The sequence below is a fragment of the Burkholderia sp. BCC1208 genome, assembly GCF_902833095.1.
Classification (GTDB): Bacteria; Pseudomonadota; Gammaproteobacteria; order Burkholderiales; family Burkholderiaceae; genus Burkholderia.
Map to the genome: position 1 here is coordinate 265,214 of NZ_CADFDY010000013.1, position 18,226 is coordinate 283,439.

The 18,226-nt window shown below is 66.2% G+C and carries 19 protein-coding genes; 6 read left to right on the forward strand and 13 right to left on the reverse strand.

The annotated features are described in order from the left end of the window. Window positions 1–81 precede the first annotated feature (81 nt). The 10 genes from HWX09_RS30145 to HWX09_RS30190 form a co-directional block, all read right to left on the reverse strand. Complete coding sequence (locus HWX09_RS30145; RefSeq protein WP_027785007.1) at window positions 82–843, reverse strand: SDR family oxidoreductase; 762 nt, start codon at window positions 841–843, stop codon at window positions 82–84. A 22-nt stretch (window positions 844–865) separates the two neighbouring features. Then, on the reverse strand, window positions 866–1,447 hold the full coding sequence (locus HWX09_RS30150; protein ID WP_027785006.1) for a TIGR00730 family Rossman fold protein: 582 nt from the start codon (window positions 1,445–1,447) through the stop codon (window positions 866–868). Continuing rightward, on the reverse strand, window positions 1,444–2,202 hold the full coding sequence (locus tag HWX09_RS30155; RefSeq protein WP_027785005.1) for a TetR/AcrR family transcriptional regulator: 759 nt from the start codon (window positions 2,200–2,202) through the stop codon (window positions 1,444–1,446). The genes HWX09_RS30150 and HWX09_RS30155 overlap by 4 nt, the downstream gene beginning before the upstream one ends. Before the next feature lie 240 nt (window positions 2,203–2,442). Further along, complete coding sequence (locus HWX09_RS30160; RefSeq protein ID WP_027785004.1) at window positions 2,443–2,979, reverse strand: diacylglycerol kinase; 537 nt, start codon at window positions 2,977–2,979, stop codon at window positions 2,443–2,445. Next, window positions 2,976–4,010 (reverse strand): glycosyltransferase family 1 protein, encoded by a 1,035-nt coding sequence (locus tag HWX09_RS30165; RefSeq protein ID WP_027785003.1) that lies wholly within the window; start codon window positions 4,008–4,010, stop codon window positions 2,976–2,978. Before HWX09_RS30165 ends, HWX09_RS30160 begins: the two co-directional genes overlap by 4 nt. Window positions 4,011–4,038: 28 nt before the next feature. Then, entirely contained in the window at window positions 4,039–4,977 is a 939-nt protein-coding gene (locus tag HWX09_RS30170) for a UDP-2,3-diacylglucosamine diphosphatase (protein WP_027785002.1), read from the reverse strand. A gap of 225 nt (window positions 4,978–5,202) precedes the next feature. Further along, on the reverse strand, window positions 5,203–5,709 hold the full coding sequence (locus HWX09_RS30175; RefSeq protein WP_027785001.1) for an RDD family protein: 507 nt from the start codon (window positions 5,707–5,709) through the stop codon (window positions 5,203–5,205). Window positions 5,710–5,715: 6 nt separating this feature from the next. Next, the gene (locus tag HWX09_RS30180) at window positions 5,716–6,477 is read right to left on the reverse strand and encodes a DUF3106 domain-containing protein (protein ID WP_027785000.1); all 762 of its coding nucleotides are present in this window, start codon (window positions 6,475–6,477) and stop codon (window positions 5,716–5,718) included. 26 nt (window positions 6,478–6,503) lie between these two features. Then, window positions 6,504–6,944, reverse strand: coding sequence for a DUF3619 family protein (locus tag HWX09_RS30185; protein ID WP_027784999.1), 441 nt, complete (start codon window positions 6,942–6,944; stop codon window positions 6,504–6,506). After that, window positions 6,941–7,504 (reverse strand): RNA polymerase sigma factor, encoded by a 564-nt coding sequence (locus HWX09_RS30190; RefSeq protein WP_027784998.1) that lies wholly within the window; start codon window positions 7,502–7,504, stop codon window positions 6,941–6,943. Before HWX09_RS30190 ends, HWX09_RS30185 begins: the two co-directional genes overlap by 4 nt. Window positions 7,505–7,859: 355 nt before the next feature. Here HWX09_RS30190 and HWX09_RS30195 point away from each other — a divergent pair, with 355 nt between their 5' ends. The 6 genes from HWX09_RS30195 (at window position 7,860) to HWX09_RS30220 (ending at window position 14,874) form a co-directional block, all read left to right on the forward strand. Next, window positions 7,860–9,623, forward strand: coding sequence for an acetolactate synthase 3 catalytic subunit (locus HWX09_RS30195; protein WP_027784997.1), 1,764 nt, complete (start codon window positions 7,860–7,862; stop codon window positions 9,621–9,623). 111 nt (window positions 9,624–9,734) lie between these two features. Further along, window positions 9,735–10,226, forward strand: coding sequence for an acetolactate synthase small subunit (ilvN, locus tag HWX09_RS30200; RefSeq protein ID WP_006750445.1), 492 nt, complete (start codon window positions 9,735–9,737; stop codon window positions 10,224–10,226). Between the two features lie 104 nt (window positions 10,227–10,330). Next, complete coding sequence (gene ilvC / locus HWX09_RS30205; RefSeq protein WP_027784996.1) at window positions 10,331–11,347, forward strand: ketol-acid reductoisomerase; 1,017 nt, start codon at window positions 10,331–10,333, stop codon at window positions 11,345–11,347. 127 nt (window positions 11,348–11,474) lie between these two features. Continuing rightward, window positions 11,475–12,119 carry a phosphatidylserine decarboxylase gene (locus HWX09_RS30210; protein ID WP_027784995.1) on the forward strand — a complete coding sequence of 215 codons (645 nt, stop codon included), beginning with the start codon at window positions 11,475–11,477 and terminating at the stop codon, window positions 12,117–12,119. 15 nt (window positions 12,120–12,134) lie between these two features. Next, entirely contained in the window at window positions 12,135–13,007 is an 873-nt protein-coding gene (gene pssA, locus HWX09_RS30215; protein WP_027784994.1) for a CDP-diacylglycerol--serine O-phosphatidyltransferase, read from the forward strand. Window positions 13,008–13,329: 322 nt separating this feature from the next. Continuing rightward, window positions 13,330–14,874, forward strand: coding sequence for a 2-isopropylmalate synthase (locus HWX09_RS30220; RefSeq protein WP_027784993.1), 1,545 nt, complete (start codon window positions 13,330–13,332; stop codon window positions 14,872–14,874). A 72-nt stretch (window positions 14,875–14,946) separates the two neighbouring features. Here HWX09_RS30220 and HWX09_RS30225 read toward each other — a convergent pair whose 3' ends face one another. From HWX09_RS30225 to HWX09_RS30235, 3 genes are all read right to left on the reverse strand, one after another. After that, window positions 14,947–16,497, reverse strand: a complete 1,551-nt coding sequence (locus HWX09_RS30225; protein WP_027784992.1) for a SulP family inorganic anion transporter — start codon at window positions 16,495–16,497, stop codon at window positions 14,947–14,949. Between the two features lie 41 nt (window positions 16,498–16,538). Then, window positions 16,539–17,192, reverse strand: a complete 654-nt coding sequence (locus HWX09_RS30230; RefSeq protein ID WP_027784991.1) for a carbonic anhydrase — start codon at window positions 17,190–17,192, stop codon at window positions 16,539–16,541. A 383-nt stretch (window positions 17,193–17,575) separates the two neighbouring features. Beyond that, window positions 17,576–18,088, reverse strand: coding sequence for a hypothetical protein (locus HWX09_RS30235; protein ID WP_027784990.1), 513 nt, complete (start codon window positions 18,086–18,088; stop codon window positions 17,576–17,578). Window positions 18,089–18,226 lie beyond the last annotated feature (138 nt).

The window sequence follows — 18,226 nt, forward strand, 5'->3', positions numbered from 1 at the left end:
CTGTCACGGAATTGTGGAGATTTGTGGCGCCGTGACCACGGGGCGGTTTTCGACCGCTGTATTGTTGCGCCGCGCGTCAGCTTAGCGGCCGCCGCCGACGTCGAGCAGGGCGCCCGTCGTGTAGGACGCCATATCGCCGAGCAGCCAGACGATCGCCTCGGCGATCTCCTGCGCTTCGCCCGCGCGGCCGAGCGGTGTCTGCGCGCCGAGACGGGCCGCCCGGCCCGGCTGGCCGCCGCTTGCATGAATTTCGGTCTCGATCAGGCCGGGGCGCACCGCGTTGACGCGCACGCCGTGCGGGCCGAGTTCCTTTGCCAGGCCGATCGTCAGCGAATCGACCGCGCCTTTCGAGCCCGCGTAGTCGACGTACTCGTTCGGCGAGCCGAGCCGCGACGCGATCGACGACACGTTGACGATCGCGCCGCCGCGGCCGCCACGGTCGGTGGCCAGCCGGCGCGCGGCTTCGCGCGCGCACAGATAGGCGCCGAGCACGTTGGTATCGAACATCCGCCGCAGCCGGTCGACCGGCATGTCGGCGAGCGGCATCGACGGCGCGACGATGCCTGCATTGTTGACCAGCGCGTCGAGGCGCCCGAATTCGGCGGCAACGGTGTCGAACATCGCGACGACGTCCGCCTCGTTCGCGACGTCGCCCGCGACGATGCACGCGCGGCCGCCCGCGTCGCGCACGGCCTGCGCGGTCCGTTCGGCCGTCGCCGCGTCGCGCGCGTAGTTGATGCCGACGTCCCAGCCGCGTTCGGCCGCGAGCACGGCGGTCGCGCGGCCGATGCCACGGCTCGCGCCGGTGATGAGGACGGCCTTGCGCTCGGACGGTGCGGTCATCGCGTGCGGGTTCCGGTGAGGATTACTTCGCGGCGTCGGATGCCCACTTGTCGCGGGCGGGCGGCTGGTAGCGGCGCAGCCGCTCGATCAGCCCGGCGGGTTCCGATTCGACGCACAGCGCGTCGAAATAGGCCGGCCGCATGAAGCCTTCGTCGACCGTATGGCGCAACAGCGCGATCAGCGGATCGTAGAACGAATCGATGTTGTAGAGCGCGACGGGCTTGCGGTGATAGCCGAGCTGCGCCCACGTGTAGACCTCGAAGAGCTCCTCGAGCGTGCCGGCGCCGCCGGGCATCGCGACGAACGCATCGGAGAGGTCGGCCATCATCTTCTTGCGATGGTGCATGTCGGGCACGACGTGCAGTTCCGACAGCCCCGTATGGCCGACTTCCTTGTCGACGAGCAATTCGGGGATCACGCCGACCGCACGGCCGCCGGCCGCCATCACTTCGTCGGCGATCACGCCCATCAGGCCGACGCGGCCGCCGCCGTACACGAGCGTGAGGCCTGCATCGACGAGCGCGCGGCCGAAGGCGCGCGCGGCATCGGCATAGACGGGCCGCACGCCGGACGACGAGCCGCAGTAAACGCAGACTGCCTTCATTGCTTGGCGTCCTTGGCCGGGGGCTGCCCAACGGTGACCGGCCCGCCGGCGGGGCGCGGCGAACCGTCGCGCGGCGGCAGGTAGTCGGTGAACTGGCGCTTGGGCAGCTTGCCGGAGACCAGATCGTCGAACAGCTGGCGCGAACGGCCGCGCAGGTACGGGGCCATCACCGAGATCACGTGCATGCTGACCTGGTGCAGCTCTTCGCGAATCGCGTCCTGGTCGTTGTATTTGCGCGGGTGCATCACGTACTGGTACGACAGCCAGTACGTCGAGATCACCGCCATGTTGGTCGCGATGACCTCGATCTCGGCGGGCGTCGCGACCATTTCGGCATCGGACACGAGCAGCTCGCACATGTCGTGCGCGAAGCGCACCTTGTGGCTGATGATCTGCTTGAAGTGCGTCTCGAGCGTGCGGTTGCGGGCGAGCAGGTCGTTGAGGTCGCGATACAGGAACCGGTAAGTCCACATGAAGTCGGCCATGTACTGCAGGTACGACCAGGTTTCGTCGATCGTCGGACGATGATCTTCGGGGAAGCGCAGCCGCCGTTCGATCTGCTGCTCGAACTGCGCGAAGATGCTGTTGATGATGTCGTCCTTGTTGCGGAAATGGTAGTACAGGTTGCCTGGACTGATTTCCATTTCCTCGGCGATCGTCGTGGTGGTGACGTTCGGCTCGCCGATCTCGTTGAAGAGTTTCAACGACAACTCGAGAATCCGTTCGCGGGTGCGGCGGGGAGGTTTCGCTTCCATGTCGTCCGGCCCTGTGTGTGCCGGACTGGCGGGCGCTGCAATCGATGCTGCGTGATTCGTCCGGCGCGGGTTGCTGTTCTATGTCTAGCGGACGATTATAAACCGGGGTTTCGCCACATCGGGGCATTTCGTGATCGCGGCCCCGCGCGGCGCATGGTGCAGCGCCGCACGCGGGCGGCGGGGCGGGCGCCCGGGGAGTGCCTAGGGCCAGCGCAAGCCCGTTATTGGCGTGAACAGGCCCTAGAAGCCGAGCCAGCGTGCGACGACCGGGCCGAGCACGAAGCCCCAGGTCGTCACGCACGCGAACAGCGCGACCGTCACGGCCGCGCTGCCGAGGTCCTTCGCGCGCTTCGAGAGTTCGTGGCGCTCGAGCGAGATGCGGTCGATCGCGGCTTCGACGCTCGAGTTCAGCAGCTCGACGATCAGCACCAGCAGCACCGACGCGATCAGCAGCGCGCGCGACGGGGCCGGCACCGGCGCGAATGCGCCGATCGGCAGCATCAGCGCGGCGAGCGTGAGCTCCTGGCGAAACGCGCTTTCCTCGCGGATCGCGACGCGAAAGCCGTTCAGCGAATGCTTGAGCGCGAACCACGCGCGCGTGATGCCGCGGTGGCGCTTGTACGGGTTCGGCGGCAGCGGCGTCAGCTGATCGTCCGGGCCGAGCGGCTCGTGCGGATGCGCGTCCGTTTCGGCGTGCGACTCTTCCTCGTCGAACGGGTGGTGCCGTGGCGGCGTTGCGGCGGGGGGCGGGATCTTGTCGTTCAGGTCTCGTTTCAAACGGCGGCACCTTCGGCGGGCGAGTACGCGGTCTTCGGCAGCGGCTTCAGATGCGACGCGAACTGCTCGGATGCCGCGCGCCACGAGAAGCGTTCCGCCCACGCGCGCGCAGTCGTGCGTTCGATCTTCAGCGCCTCGAGGCAGGCTTCCTGCAGGTCCTCGTGCATCGCGCCGGCGTCGCCTCCGCTGAGCACGTCGATCGGGCCCGTGACGGGATACGCGGCCACCGGCGTGCCGCAGGCGAGCGCCTCGAGCAGCACGAGGCCGAACGTGTCGGTGCGACTCGGGAACACGAACACGTCGGCCGCAGCATACACCTTCGCGAGCTCGGCCTGCGACAGCACGCCGAGATAGTTCGCCTCCGGGTAGCGCGACTTCAGTTCCGCGAGCGCGGGGCCTTCGCCCGCGACCCACTTCGAGCCGGGCAGATCGAGGCGCAGGAACGCCTCGACGTTCTTCTCGATCGCGACGCGGCCCACGTACAGGAAGATCGGCCGCGCGGTATTGAGCACCTTCGACTCCATCGGCCGGAAGATGTCGAGATCGACGCCGCGGGTCCACAGCACCACGTTCGTGAAGCCGAATTTCTCGAGGTCCTCCTTGACGACCGGCGTCGGCGCCATCACCGCGAGCGACGGGCCGTGGAACCAGTGCAGGAAGCGGTAGGTCGCGGCGAGCGGAATGCCGAAGCGCGCCTGCACGTATTCCGGAAAGCGCGTGTGATAGGCGGTCGTGTACGGCAGCTTGTGCGCGCGCGCATAGCGCCGGGCGGCCATGCCGAGCGGGCCTTCGGTCGCGATGTGCAGCGCGTCGGGTGCGAACGCATCGATCCGCGCGCGCAGCTTGCGGTACGGCAGGATCGACAGGCGGATCTCGGGGTAGGTCGGGCAGGGCACCGTGCGGAATTCCAGCGGCGTCAGCAGTTCGACACGGTGGCCGAGCGCCGTGAGTTCGCGCGACGTGCTCTTCAGCGTGCGCACGACGCCGTTGACCTGCGGTTCCCACGCGTCGGTGACAATCATGATCTTCATCGCGGCATGTCCTGGAAATAGGGTTGAGTCAGGCAGTGGCCTTGGCCTTGCGCGACGTGATCTCCGACGGTGCGGAGCGCATCACCGTCCAGTAGACGATCTTCAGTTCGCCTTCCATCGTTTCGATGAGCGCGGACAGGCTTTCGACCCAGTCGCCGTCGTTGCAGTACAGCACACCGTCGATGTCGCGGATCTCGGCCTTGTGGATGTGGCCGCACACGACGCCGTCGCAGCCGCGGCGGCGGGCCTCGTCGGTCATCACGGTCTCGAACTGCGAGATGAAGTTGACTGCGTTCTTCACCTGGTGCTTCAGGTACTGCGACAGCGACCAGTACTGGAAGCCCAGCCGGCTGCGGATCCGGTTGAACCAGCGGTTCAGCACGAGGATCAGCGTGTAGAGCGTGTCGCCGAGGTACGCGAGCCATTTCGCGTGCTGGATCACGCCGTCGAACAGGTCGCCGTGCACGATCCACAAACGTTTGCCTGCAAGCGTCGTGTGGAATGCCTCGCCGCGCACCTGGATGTCGCCGAACGCGAGATCGCAGAACTGCCGCGCGCCTTCGTCGTGGTTGCCGGGGATGTAGACCACCTGCGTGCCCTTGCGCGCCTTGCGCAGGATTTTCTGCACGACGTCGTTGTGCGCCTGCGGCCAGTACCAGCCTTTCTTCAACTGCCAGCCGTCGATGATGTCGCCGACGAGGTACAGGTATTCCGAGTCGTTGTGACGCAGGAAATCCAGCAGGTAGGGCGCCTGGCAGCCGCTCGAGCCGAGGTGGATGTCGGACAGCCAGATGGTGCGGTAGCGATGGGCGGACGGCTCGGGGTCCTCGTGCTGCGTGGTGTGCGCGACGGGCGGTTTTTGCGACACCACGCCGTCGGTTGCCCCCGAGCCGGACAGGAACGCAGTGGCGGCGCGAGCGCCGATGGGATGACGAAACAGTGAGGTCGCGGATGTTTTCTGGCCCATGCATGACTCGCGCCGGTTGACAGTACCGGCATTGCGCCATGCGGGCGTGACTGTGCCATGACAGTCACGAGACGTTCTTATTACGACCGTTGAAGGGTGTTTAGCAGTGAATGGACAAGTGTTGAGTAACCTGCCGCACTGAACGGTCGTCGCTTGTCCGGCAAGGCCATCCGGGTCGACGAGGGCGCGCCGAACGTGCGGCTTTCGTCTGGCGAAAGCCGCGCGTCAGCGCGGGATCGCGACGACGCGCGTGCGCGCGATCCGGTCGTGCGGGAACTGGCGATCGGCGTGCAAGCGGGAGGCACCGGCCCACGCGACGATCCATGCGGCGGTGAGCGCGAGCGTGACGGGTACCGACAGGCCGACGAGCGGGTGCAGCGCGAGCGGCGGCAGGAACCACAGCCAGCCGAGCACGTAGCGGACGAGCGCGTGGCCGGCGCTCAGCGGCCGGCCGCTCGACGATTCGAGCCGTAGCCGCCAGGTTTTCATCGGCAGCGTCTGGCCGCCGTGCGTCCAGAACCACACGAAATACGCGCCGACGACGAGCGCGATCCACGCGGCGAGCAGGTTGTGATGGACGAGGCCGTTGCGTTGCTGGGTCGCGAGGCTGAACGCGAGCCCGGCGAAGAACACGACGCCGAACAGCAGCACGCCTTCGTAGAGCAGCGCGGCGAGGCGCCGCCGTACGGACGGCGCGGCGGCCTGGGTCTCGGGCGCGCGGGCGTTCGCCACGGCCGCTCAGGAGCCCTTGAACAGCGAAGGCGCGTCGGCGGGCGACACCGGCGCCACGGCGGCCGGTGCGGATGCGGTGCCGGAGGTCGACGACGCGGGCACCGGCTGCGCGGCGGCGCCGGCCGACGCGGGCGCCGGGGCAGCGGCCGCGCCGCTCGCCGGGTGTTCGTGCGCGTTGACGAGGCGGCGCACGTCACGGTCGGCGACGGTCGGCGGCGCACTGACGACACTCGGCTTGCGGCGGCGCTCGGCGGCGGCAAGCCGTTCCTTCTGCTCCTCGGGGAGTTGCTGGTAGGCCTTCCAGGCGCGCTCGCGCGCCTGCGCGGACAGTTCCTTCGCGCTCTGGTAGTTCTCGCGCGCGACGCGGCGCTGCTCGGGCGTCATCTTCGCCCATTCGGTCATCCGCTCCTGCAGCCGCTTCTGGTCATCCGGCGACAACTTCGCGAAACGCGATGCGATCTTCAGCCATTTGCGCTTTCGGGCGTCGCTGAAGCCGTCCCACTGGTCGGCGAACGGCGCGAGGGCCGCGTGCTGCGCCGGCGTGAGGCGCGCCCACGACAGCGGGCCGGCGGCGGCCGGCAGCGGCAGGGGCAGCGGAGGGAGTTCGGTGGTCAGCCCGGTCGCGGTCGACGCGGGCGCGGCGGTGCTGGTGGTCGCGACGGGAGCCGTTGCGGGGGCCGGGTGGAATCGGGGATACGTGGCGACGTACGAAACGGCGATCGCGATCACGCATCCGAAAAATACGGCCAGGCCGCGCTTCTGACTCACCCGTACGATCCCCTCGTTATTGTCTGTTAGTGAGCGCGCGAAAGATACGCGTTGAACCCGTGGTCGAGATACGCATTGAGCGGCAGGTCGTCGCTGAGCATCGCCGCGTCGATGTCGGCGAGTTCGGCGGTGCGCTGCATGTCTTCCCAGTACGCGATGCCGACGAGCCCCGCGAGCAGCAACGCGAGCGGCCATGCGCGCAGCAGCCGGCGCGCGAGCGACGCGTGCGGGCGGCCGGTCGGCGCGTGGTTCGCGGGCGTCAGGCCGTAAGCGCCGGCCGCGCCGGCGAAGGCCGGCACGAACACCGGCGCGGTCGCGGCTTCGGGCTTCTTGCGCGCGAGCGCGGCCCGGCGGGCGACGGCCAGCCGATCGGTGGTCGCGGCAGGCAGGGCGGCCGCGCGCTCGTCCAGCGCGCGGCGCACCTTCAGCGCGAATTCGTGTTCTCGGTTTGCGGGAGCGGAGCTCATAGCGTGATTCCTTTGGCCTTGAGCGCTTGCGCCAGAGTGTGGGTGGCTCGCGAGCAGTGCGTCTTGACGCTGCCCTCGGAGCACCCCATCGCGGCGGCAGTCTCGGCGACATCCATATCTTCCCAATAACGCATCAGGAACGCTTCCCGTTGACGCGTCGGAAGTTTCTGGATTTCTTCGTCGATCAGGGCCAGAACCTGCTCTCTCTCGAGGCGGTGCTCGCTGCTCTCGACGCCCGCGTTGTCGTCCGCGGATTCGAGCGTTTCGAGCGGGTCGAAGTCGTCGTCGTCGGTGTTGTTCAGCGACGAGAAGAGCGTCACCCACGTGTTGCGGACCTTCTGCCGGCGGAACCAGTCGTGGATCGCGTTCTGCAGGATCCGCTGAAAAAGCAGCGGCAGCTCGGCCGCCGGCCGGTCGCCGTATTTTTCAGCGAGCTTGATCATCGCGTCCTGCACGATGTCGAGCGATGCATCGTCGTCACGTACGGCGTACGCAGCCTGCTTGAACGCGCGCCTTTCGACGCCCGCCAGAAAGTCGGCGAGTTCCTTGTCTGATGCCATTCCGTGAAGGTATGCGCTGCGGCCCGCTGCGTGGTGTAAAAGGTCGAAAAATTTCGTAAAACCCGCGGATGCTATCAAATTTTCGTCCGACTTGGCAGCGGGTCGGGCGCCGCACGTTGCGCGCGGACCGCGCCGGCGGGGCGCCGGGCGGCGCGCATGATGCGCTGCGGGATATTTTGCTTGACGGCTCAATCGTGAGCCGCTATCGTCGGCGGTTCGCAACATGAAGTGATGGTCTCATTTGAGGCTGGCCCAAGAAGCCCGCCCTTCAAACTGGACGCGCCGCTTGAACCCGAGCCACAAGCCCGGCAGAGAGCACCCGATCAATTTTTTGCCGAAAATTCGAAAGGTCAAAATGAACATGCCCAGCGCGGAATTCTCCACGTCGGAACCCCTTTCCCCTCCCGATAGCGACTCCATCGGCGGTACCGTGCTCATGAAGGCACTGGCCGACGAAAACGTCGAATTCATCTGGGGCTATCCCGGCGGCTCGGTTCTCTACATCTACGACGAGCTGTACAAGCAGGACAAGATTCAGCACGTGCTGGTGCGCCATGAACAGGCGGCCGTGCACGCAGCCGATGCGTATGCGCGCTCCACCGGCAATGTCGGCGTCTGCCTCGTGACGTCGGGCCCCGGTGTCACCAACGCGGTGACCGGCATCGCAACGGCCTACATGGATTCGATCCCGATGGTCGTGATCAGCGGCCAGGTGCCGACGGCCGCGATCGGTCAGGATGCGTTCCAGGAATGCGACACCGTCGGCATCACGCGTCCGTGCGTGAAGCACAACTTCCTCGTGAAGGACGTGCGCGACCTCGCGGAAACCGTCAAGAAGGCGTTCTATATCGCCCGCACCGGCCGTCCGGGCCCGGTGCTGATCGACATCCCGAAGGACATCTCGAAGACGCCGTGCCAGTACGAGCCGATCAAGAGCGTATCGCTGCGTTCGTACAACCCCGTCACGAAGGGCCATTCGGGCCAGATCCGCAAGGCCGTGTCGCTGCTGCTGACGGCGAAGCGCCCGTACATCTACACGGGTGGCGGCATCATCCTCGCCGACGCGTCGCGTGAACTGAACCAGTTCGCGGACCTGCTCGGCTACCCGGTCACGAACACGCTGATGGGCCTCGGCGGCTATCGCGCGTCGGACAGGAAATTCCTCGGCATGCTCGGCATGCACGGCACCTACGAAGCGAACATGGCGATGCAGCACTGCGACGTGCTGATCGCGATCGGCGCCCGCTTCGACGACCGCGTGATCGGCGACCCGGCGCACTTCGCGTCGCGCCCGCGCAAGATCATTCACATCGACATCGACCCGTCGTCGATCTCGAAGCGCGTGAAGGTCGACATCCCGATCGTCGGCGACGTGAAGGAAGTGCTGAAGGAACTCATCGAACAACTGCAGACGGCCGAGCATGGCCCCGACACCGAGGCGCTCGCGCAATGGTGGAAGGACATCGAAGGCTGGCGCGCGAAGGACTGCCTGAAGTTCGACCGCGAAAGCGAGATCATCAAGCCGCAGTACGTGGTCGAGAAGGCGTGGGAGCTGACGGACGGCAATGCGTTCGTGTGCTCGGACGTTGGCCAGCACCAGATGTGGGCCGCGCAGTTCTACCGCTTCAACAAGCCGCGTCGCTGGATCAACTCCGGCGGCCTCGGCACGATGGGCTTCGGCCTGCCGGCGGCGATGGGCGTCAAGATGGCCCATCCGGACGACGACGTGCTGTGCATCACGGGCGAAGGCTCGATCCAGATGTGCATCCAGGAACTGTCGACCTGCCTGCAGTACGACACGCCCGTGAAGATCATTTCGCTGAACAACCGCTACCTCGGCATGGTCCGCCAGTGGCAGCAGATCGAATACAGCAAGCGCTATTCGCATTCGTACATGGATGCGCTGCCCGATTTCGTGAAGCTCGCCGAAGCGTACGGCCATGTCGGCATGCGGATCGAAAAGACTTCGGATGTGGAGCCGGCGCTGAAGGAAGCGCTGCGCCTGAAGGACCGCACCGTGTTTCTCGACTTCCAGACCGATCCGACCGAAAACGTCTGGCCGATGGTACAGGCCGGCAAGGGCATCACCGAGATGCTGCTCGGATCGGAAGATCTGTAACGGCGCGACGCGCGCCCGGCCCGATGCGGCCGCCTTCACGAAGGGCGGTGCGGCACGCGGCGGCGCGCGGCGCGAGTGAATCGACACGGACACATTCTGGAAGAAGCGAACATGAGACACATCATTTCCGTCCTGCTGGAGAACGAACCGGGCGCGCTGTCGCGCGTGGTCGGCCTGTTTTCCGCACGCGGCTACAACATCGAAACCTTGACGGTGGCGCCGACCGAAGACCAATCGCTGTCGCGGCTCACCATCGTTTCCATTGGCTCCGACGACGTGATCGAACAGATCACGAAGCATCTGAACCGCCTGATCGAGGTGGTGAAAGTGGTGGACCTGACCGACGGTGCACACATCGAACGCGAGCTGATGCTGATCAAGGTACGTGCAGTGGGCAAGGAGCGCGAAGAAATGAAGCGGATGTCGGACATTTTCCGCGGCCGCATCATCGACGTGACCGAAAAGACCTACACGATCGAATTGACGGGCGCGAGCGACAAGCTCGACGCATTCATCCAGGGGCTGGACGCCAGCGCGATCCTCGAGACCGTGCGTACCGGCAGCTCCGGCATCGGACGCGGCGAGCGCATCCTGAAGGTGTGATGCCGAAATTGCCAATGAGGCACGCCGGGTGCGCCGTCATGTCCCGGCCCGCAGTACTCCATCCGAACGAATTGTTGAATTTTTGAATTAGCGAAGGAACCATCATGAACGTTTTCTACGACAAAGACGCCGACCTCTCCCTCATCAAGGGCAAGCAAGTCACCATCATCGGCTACGGCTCGCAAGGCCACGCGCACGCACTGAACCTGAAGGACAGCGGCGTGAACGTGACGGTCGGCCTTCGCAAGGACGGCGCGTCGTGGAGCAAGGCCGAGAACGCCGGCCTGTCGGTCAAGGAAGTCGCGGAAGCGGTGAAGGGCGCGGACGTCGTCATGATGCTGCTGCCGGACGAGCAGATCGCCGACGTCTACGCGAAGGAAGTGCACGCGAACATCAAGCAGGGCGCGGCGCTGGCATTCGCACACGGCTTCAACGTCCACTACGGCCAGGTGATCCCGCGCGCCGACCTCGACGTGATCATGATCGCGCCGAAGGCCCCGGGCCACACCGTGCGCGGCACGTATGCACAAGGCGGCGGCGTGCCGCACCTGATCGCGGTTGCGCAGAACAAGTCGGGCGCGGCACGCGACATCGCGCTGTCGTACGCGGCGGCCAACGGCGGCGGTCGTGCCGGCATCATCGAGACGAACTTCCGTGAAGAAACCGAAACCGACCTGTTCGGCGAGCAGGCCGTGCTGTGCGGCGGTACCGTCGAGCTGATCAAGGCGGGTTTCGAGACGCTGGTCGAAGCCGGCTACGCGCCGGAAATGGCGTACTTCGAGTGCCTGCACGAACTGAAGCTGATCGTCGACCTGATCTACGAAGGCGGCATCGCGAACATGAACTACTCGATCTCGAACAACGCCGAGTACGGCGAGTACGTGACCGGCCCGCGCGTCGTCACGGAAGAGACGAAGAAGGCGATGAAGCAGTGCCTGACCGACATCCAGACGGGCGAGTACGCGAAGAGCTTCATTCTCGAGAACAAGGCAGGCGCGCCGACGCTGCAGTCGCGCCGCCGCCTGACGGCCGAGCACCAGATCGAGCAGGTTGGCGCGAAGCTGCGTGCGATGATGCCGTGGATCGCGAAGAACAAGCTCGTCGACCAGACGAAGAACTAAGCACCACGTGCTGTTCCGGCCCTTCGAACGGAGGGCCGGCATCAAAAAGCCGTCCGAAGGCAGCAGTGCCCCGGGCGGCTTTTGTTATGCTACGGGCTTTGCAATTCACCGAACACAGAACGAATCCATGAACTATCCTCATCCGATCATCGCGCGCGAAGGCTGGCCGTTCATCGCGATTGCAGCCGTCATCGCGTTGTTGATCCATGCCGTCGGGGGCTTCGGCTTCGCGTGGCCGTTCTGGCTGCTGCTCGCCTTCGTCGTCCAGTTCTTCCGCGATCCGCAGCGCCCGATCCCGGCGCAGCCGAACGCGGTGCTGTGCCCGGCGGACGGCCGCATCGTCGCGGTCGAGACCGCGCAGGATCCGTACGCGAACCGCGAAGCGCTGAAGATCAGCGTGTTCATGAATGTCTTCAACGTCCATTCGCAGCGTTCGCCGGTCGATGGCGCGATCAGCAAGGTCGAGTATTTCCCGGGCGCGTTCCTGAACGCGGCGATCGACAAGGCGTCGACCGAGAACGAGCGCAATGCGGTCGTGATCCAGACGGCGAGCGGCAAGACCGTCACCGCCGTGCAGATCGCGGGCCTCGTCGCGCGCCGGATTCTCTGCTACGTCCGTGCCGGCGAGCCGCTGTCGCGCGGCCAGCGCTACGGTTTCATCCGCTTCGGTTCGCGCGTCGACGTGTACCTGCCGCTCGGCAGCCGCGCGAAGGTGTCGATCGGCGAGAAGGTCTACGCGTCGTCGACGATCCTCGCCGAGCTCGAGCAGTAAGGGGCGGGGCGCACGATGGCCGCATTCAAACCGCGTCGGCCGCGCAACGGCTCCAGCCAGACGCCACGCCCGTTCCGCCGCAACAAGATAATGGCGCCCGATCAGGCGCCGCTCGAAAGCCGCCGCGCCGCGCGCCAGCGGTTCCTGAAGACGCGCGGCATCTACCTGCTGCCGAATGCATTCACGACCGCCGCGCTGTTCTGCGGCTTCTTCGCGGTCGTGCAGGCGATGAACGTGCGCTTCGAGATCGCGGCGATCGCGATTTTCGTCGCGATGGTGCTCGACGGGATGGACGGGCGCGTTGCGCGCATGACGCATACGCAGAGCGCGTTCGGCGAGCAGTTCGACAGCCTGTCGGACATGGTGTCGTTCGGCGTCGCGCCCGCGCTCGTGATGTACGAGTGGGTGCTGAAGGATCTCGGCCGCTGGGGCTGGCTCGCCGCGTTCGTCTACTGCTCGGGCGCCGCGCTGCGCCTCGCGCGCTTCAACACGAACATCGGCGTGGTCGACAAGCGCTTCTTCCAGGGGCTGCCGAGCCCGGCCGCCGCCGCGCTGATCGCGGGCTTCGTGTGGCTTGCCACCGACAACCGCGTGCCGATGAAGCTCGGCTGGCTGCCGTGGGTCGCGTTCGTGCTGACGATCTACGCAGGCGTGACGATGGTGTCGAACGCGCCGTTCTACAGCGGCAAGGCGCTCGACGTGCGGCACCGCGTGCCGTTCGCGGCGATCCTGCTCGTCGTCGTCGCGTTCGTGCTCGTGTCGTCCGATCCGCCGCTGATGCTGTTCTGCCTGTTCGTGCTGTACGGGCTGTCCGGCTACGTGTTCTGGGCCTACATGGCCGTGCGCGGGCGCGCGAATCCGGCGCGCTCGTCGCAGCGCGATCACTGACGCCCGCGCGCGATTTGCCCGGAAACGGCGGCCTCGCGGCCGCCGTTTTCATTTGCCCCTTTTTCGAGCCGGGCCGCGTCGATTCCGGGGTGCCGTCCGATTGCGCGGCCAGCGGAATGTCGCTATAGTCTTTGGCATGACTGCATTTCCCCGCCTCCCCCTCCTTCTAGCCGGTGCGCCGCTACGCGCGCTAGCTTTGGCGCGCCTGCCGCGCTGACCGTTCTCGCCCTCCGTCTCAAGCCTCGTCTGTTGTTGAACGTCGCCAGCGGTGGCGCGATCTCGTTACGTTTGACTTCCGTATAAAAGAGCCCTGGAGCCCCCCATGACAGACAAGCTGATCATTTTCGATACGACGTTGCGTGACGGCGAGCAATCGCCCGGCGCGTCGATGACGAAGGAAGAGAAAATCCGCATCGCGAAGCATCTCGAGCGGATGAAGGTCGACGTGATCGAGGCCGGCTTCGCCGCCAGCTCGAACGGCGACTTCGACGCGATCCACACGATCGCTGGTCTCGTGAAGGACAGCACGATCTGTTCGCTGGCGCGGGCCAACGACAAGGACATCCAGCGCGCGGCCGATGCGCTGAAGCCGGCCGAGAGCTTCCGGATCCACACGTTCATCGCGACGTCGCCGCTGCACATGGAGAAGAAGCTGCGGATGACGCCCGACCAGGTGTTCGAGCAGGCGCGCCTCGCGGTGCGTTTCGCGCGCAAGTTCACCGACAACGTCGAGTTCTCGCCGGAAGACGGCAGCCGCTCCGACCTGGATTTCCTCTGCCGCGTGCTGGAGGCCGTGATCGCCGAAGGCGCGACGACGATCAACATCGCCGACACGGTCGGCTACGGCGTGCCGGAGCTCTACGGCAACCTCGTGAAGACGCTGCGCGAGCGCATTCCGAACTCGGACAAGGCGATCTTCTCGGTGCACTGCCATAACGACCTCGGGATGGCGGTCGCGAACTCGCTCGCCGGCGTGAAGATCGGCGGCGCACGCCAGATCGAGTGCACGATCAACGGCCTCGGCGAGCGCGCGGGCAACACGTCGCTCGAGGAAATCGTGATGGCGGTGAAGACGCGCAAGGACTACTTCGGCCTCGACGTCGGTATCGATACCACGCAGATCGTGCCCACCTCGAAGCTCGTGTCGCAGATCACCGGCTTCGTCGTGCAGCCGAACAAGGCGGTGGTCGGCGCGAACGCGTTCGCGCACGCGTCGGGCATTCACCAGGACGGCGTGCTGAAGGCGCGCGACACCTACGAGATCATGCGCGCGGAAGACGTGGGCTGGACCGCGAACAAGATCGTGCTCGGCAAGCTGTCGGGCCGCAACGCGTTCAAGCAGCGCCTGCAGGAGCTCGGCGTATCGCTCGACAGCGAAGCGGAATTGAACGCCGCGTTCATGCGCTTCAAGGATCTGGCCGACCGCAAGGCGGAGATCTTCGACGAGGACATCATCGCGATCGTGTCCGAGGAGTCGGCGCTCGCGCAGGAGCAGGAGCACTTCAAGTTCGTGTCGCTGTCGCAGCGTTCGGAAACGGGCGAGCAGCCGCAGGCGAAGGTCGTGTTCGCGGTCGAAGGCAAGGAAGTGACCGGCGAGGCGCGCGGCAACGGTCCGGTCGATGCGACGTTCAATGCGATCGAGGGCGAAGTCGGCAGCGGGTCCGAGCTGCTGCTGTACTCGGTGAACGCGATCACGACCGGCACGCAGGCGCAGGGCGAAGTGACCGTCCGGCTGTCGAAGAGCGGGCGGATCGTCAACGGCGTCGGCACCGATCCGGATATCGTCGCCGCCTCCGCGAAAGCGTACATTTCCGCGCTGAACAAGCTGCATTCGAAGGACGACAAGGTCAACCCGCAGCGCTCGTAAGCGCCGCGCGTCGCGCAGCCTCGAAACGCCCCGTGCGGCCTTGCGCCGCCGGGGCGTTTTTTCATGCTTCGCTCATTCGGCGGCCGGCGCGCGGAACAGCCAGCGGCGCGAGGCCGGGCGGGGCGCCGGATTGCGCCGGCGGAACTCGACCGAGATCCCGCGCCGCGGCGCATCGGCGACGAACGCATCGAGCAGTTCGAGCACGTCGTGATCGATGTAGTCGGCGCGCGTCGCGTCGATGATCACCGCCGCCCGGTCCGGAATGTGCCGCAGGTGGTGCTTGACCTGCACCTTGCCGATGAACGACACGTCCTTGCGGAACGACAGCAGGAAGTGGTCGTCGTGCTGCGCGAGCGTGACGGGGCTCTTCAGGTTCGCGAAGGCGACGGCCAGCACGCTGCACGCGAGGCCGAGCGCGATGCCGAACAGCAGGTCGACCGTCAGCACGCCGGCGATCGTCGCGGCGAACGGCACGAACGCGGCCGGCCCCTGTTTCATCACCGAGCGGAACAGCGCCGGCTTCGCCAGCTTGAAGCCCGTGTGGATCAGGATCGCGGCCAGGCTCGCGAGCGGGATCAGGTTGATCAGCCCCGTGAGCGCGAACACGCTGGCGAGCAGCAGCACCCCGTGGACGATCGCCGACATCCGGCTTTGCGCGCCCGCGTTGACGTTCACCGAGCTGCGCACGATCACCGACGTGATCGGCAGGCCGCCGACCGCACCTGCGACGAGGTTACCGACGCCTTGGGCCTTCAGTTCGCGATCGGGCTGCACCGGTCGGCGCTTGGGGTCGATCTGCTCGACCGCTTCGAGGCTCAGCAGCGTCTCGAGGCTGGCGACGACCGCGAGCGTGATCGCGACGCGCCATACGTCGGGATTGACGAGCTGCGCGAAGTTCGGGCCGAGCTCCGCGTGCTTGAGCGATGCGGCGAATGCGGTGAACGATCCGAGTTCGGGCAGCGTGACGCGATGGGCGGCGCCCGGCGCGACCGCGGGCGCGACGAAGCCCAGCACGAGCGTCGCGCCGATCCCGAGCACGACCACCGCAAGCGGCGCCGGCACCGAGCGCACCAGCGCGAAGCGGCGCAGCGCGGGGGTGTCCCATGCCACGAGCAGCGCGAGCGAAACGAGCGCGATGGCCGTGGCGGCCCATGCGACGGGCAGGCCCGGCCAATTCGCAAACGATTGCGCGGCCGGCCCGCCAATGCTGAATGCGAACGGAATCTGCTTCACGATCAGCAGCAGCCCGATCGCGGCGAGCATGCCCTTGATGACGGGCGACGGCACGTACGCGGCGAAGCGGCCCGCGCGCAGCATGCCGAAGCCGAACTGGAGCACGCCGGACAGCAGCACCGCGAGCAGGAACGCGGAGAAGCTGCCGAGTTGCGCGATCCCTTCGACGACGATCACGACGAGGCCGGCGGCCGGCCCGCTGACGGACAGCGACGAGCCGCTCAGCAGCGCGACGACGATGCCGCCGACGATGCCGGACACGAGCCCGGCGAACGGCTCGACGCCGGACGCGTTGGCGATGCCGAGACAGAGCGGTAGCGCGACGAGGAAAACGACGATGCCGGCGACGATGTCGCGCGGCAGGGTGGACAGGCGCTCGTTCAGTTTCATGGTTGGGGGTAGTTTCGTTGGCGTGGAGGGCGGCGCGCGGGTCAACCGAGCGCGGCGGCGGTCGCGGCAGGTTCGGGCTCGGACTCGGGCTCGGCTTCGGCCGGCGACGCCGTATAGCCGGAATCGAGCTCCTTCAGGCGGCCGTCGGCGAGCGAAAAGATCCAGCCGTGCACGAGCGGCGGCCGTTCGCGGCCGCGTACGATCGGCGACGCGCGCAGCAGCCGTACCTGTTCGAGCACGTTCAGCTCGGCGAGGCGGTCGGCGGCGGCCAGGTCGTCGAGCCCGTCGAGCGTGTCGCGATGGCGCCGCGCGAGCGCGCAGAGCGGCGCGATGCGGCGCGCGACGTGCGGCAGGTCGGCGGGCGGCGGCAGCAGCGACGCACGGACCCCGCCGCACCCGTAGTGCCCGCACACGATCACGTGGTCGACCTTCAGCACCCGCACCGCGTACTCGAGCACGCTGGCGGAATTGTCGTCGTCGGGATGGAACAGGTTCGCGATGTTGCGATGGACGAACAGCTCGCCGGGCGCGCAGTGCGTGATGGTTTCGGCCGGCACGCGGCTGTCGGCGCAGCCGATCCACAGTACGCGCGGGTTCTGGCCGCGCGCGAGCGCGTCGAAGAAGCCGGGCGTGTGTTCGCGCGTCTCGCGGGCCCAGGCAATGTTGGCGACCAGCATGCTCTTGGGGCGGTTCATGAGGACTCCTTTGTGATAAAGGCAAATAAATATCGAACGAAATGGCGTAATCGCATGCTTTCTAAATTGAAAGGTTTGATTTGGACTGATATTAGGGGTATGCCCTAGCACTCAGGGTGGGTTGAAACAAATTGTTTCAAATTGATTGCCGGTAGTGCATTGCATGCACCAATGCGACGCGTGACATGCACTGTCCATGCCTGTTTACGCGCAACGGCCCGCATGACGGGACGTTCAGCGTATTGCCATCGCAATGTCATCGTTCGGAAAAGTTTTCCGTCTTATTCTTTGAATTAAATAAGGCGACGGAAAAAATGAAATGGCCATTCACGCAATAATTCGTGAATGGCCATTGCGACAATTGCGCGTAAATGCGCAATCGGTCAGAACAGGTTGCGGCGATCGGGATCGTGCAGCGGGTCCGGCGTTTTCTGCGTGGTGCGCAGGATGCCCTGCGGATCGAAGTAGAAGCTGTACATCATGTACCAGACGTTGTCCTCGAGATACCGGTACGTCCATACCTCGCGCTTCATCAGCGGAAAGTAGGAGGTCTCGACCGGGCGTCCGAAATTGACGAGGACGTCGGTCTTCGTCCACTTGCCGATCTCCGCGCGATAGAACTCGCTCGGCTGCAGCACCTGGCGCACGTTGACGATCCGGTGGGCTGCATCGACGTCGGCCGCGACCGTGATTTCGCCCATCGGCTGGGTCGGCCACATCAGGCGTTTGCCGCCGCCGGGCAGGTCGTAGATCTCGCGCGGCGGCCCCATGCGCGCGACGATCGCCGACTCGTCCTGGCCGGCCTGGTATTGCTGCCACGGTTGCGCGCAACCGGCCAGCAGCGCGGCGGCGCAGGCGGCGAGCACCGGCAGGCGCGCGGGAATGCGAATGCGCATCGGATTCTCCAGAGCACGGAAACAAGTCCCGTTTTATCACGGACGGCGCATGATCGCGCATCGCGCGGAAAAAATCGGTGCGGATCGCGCGCTGCCGTGCTTGCAGGCGGTTGCCGCGGCGGCCTATGATCCGCGCTT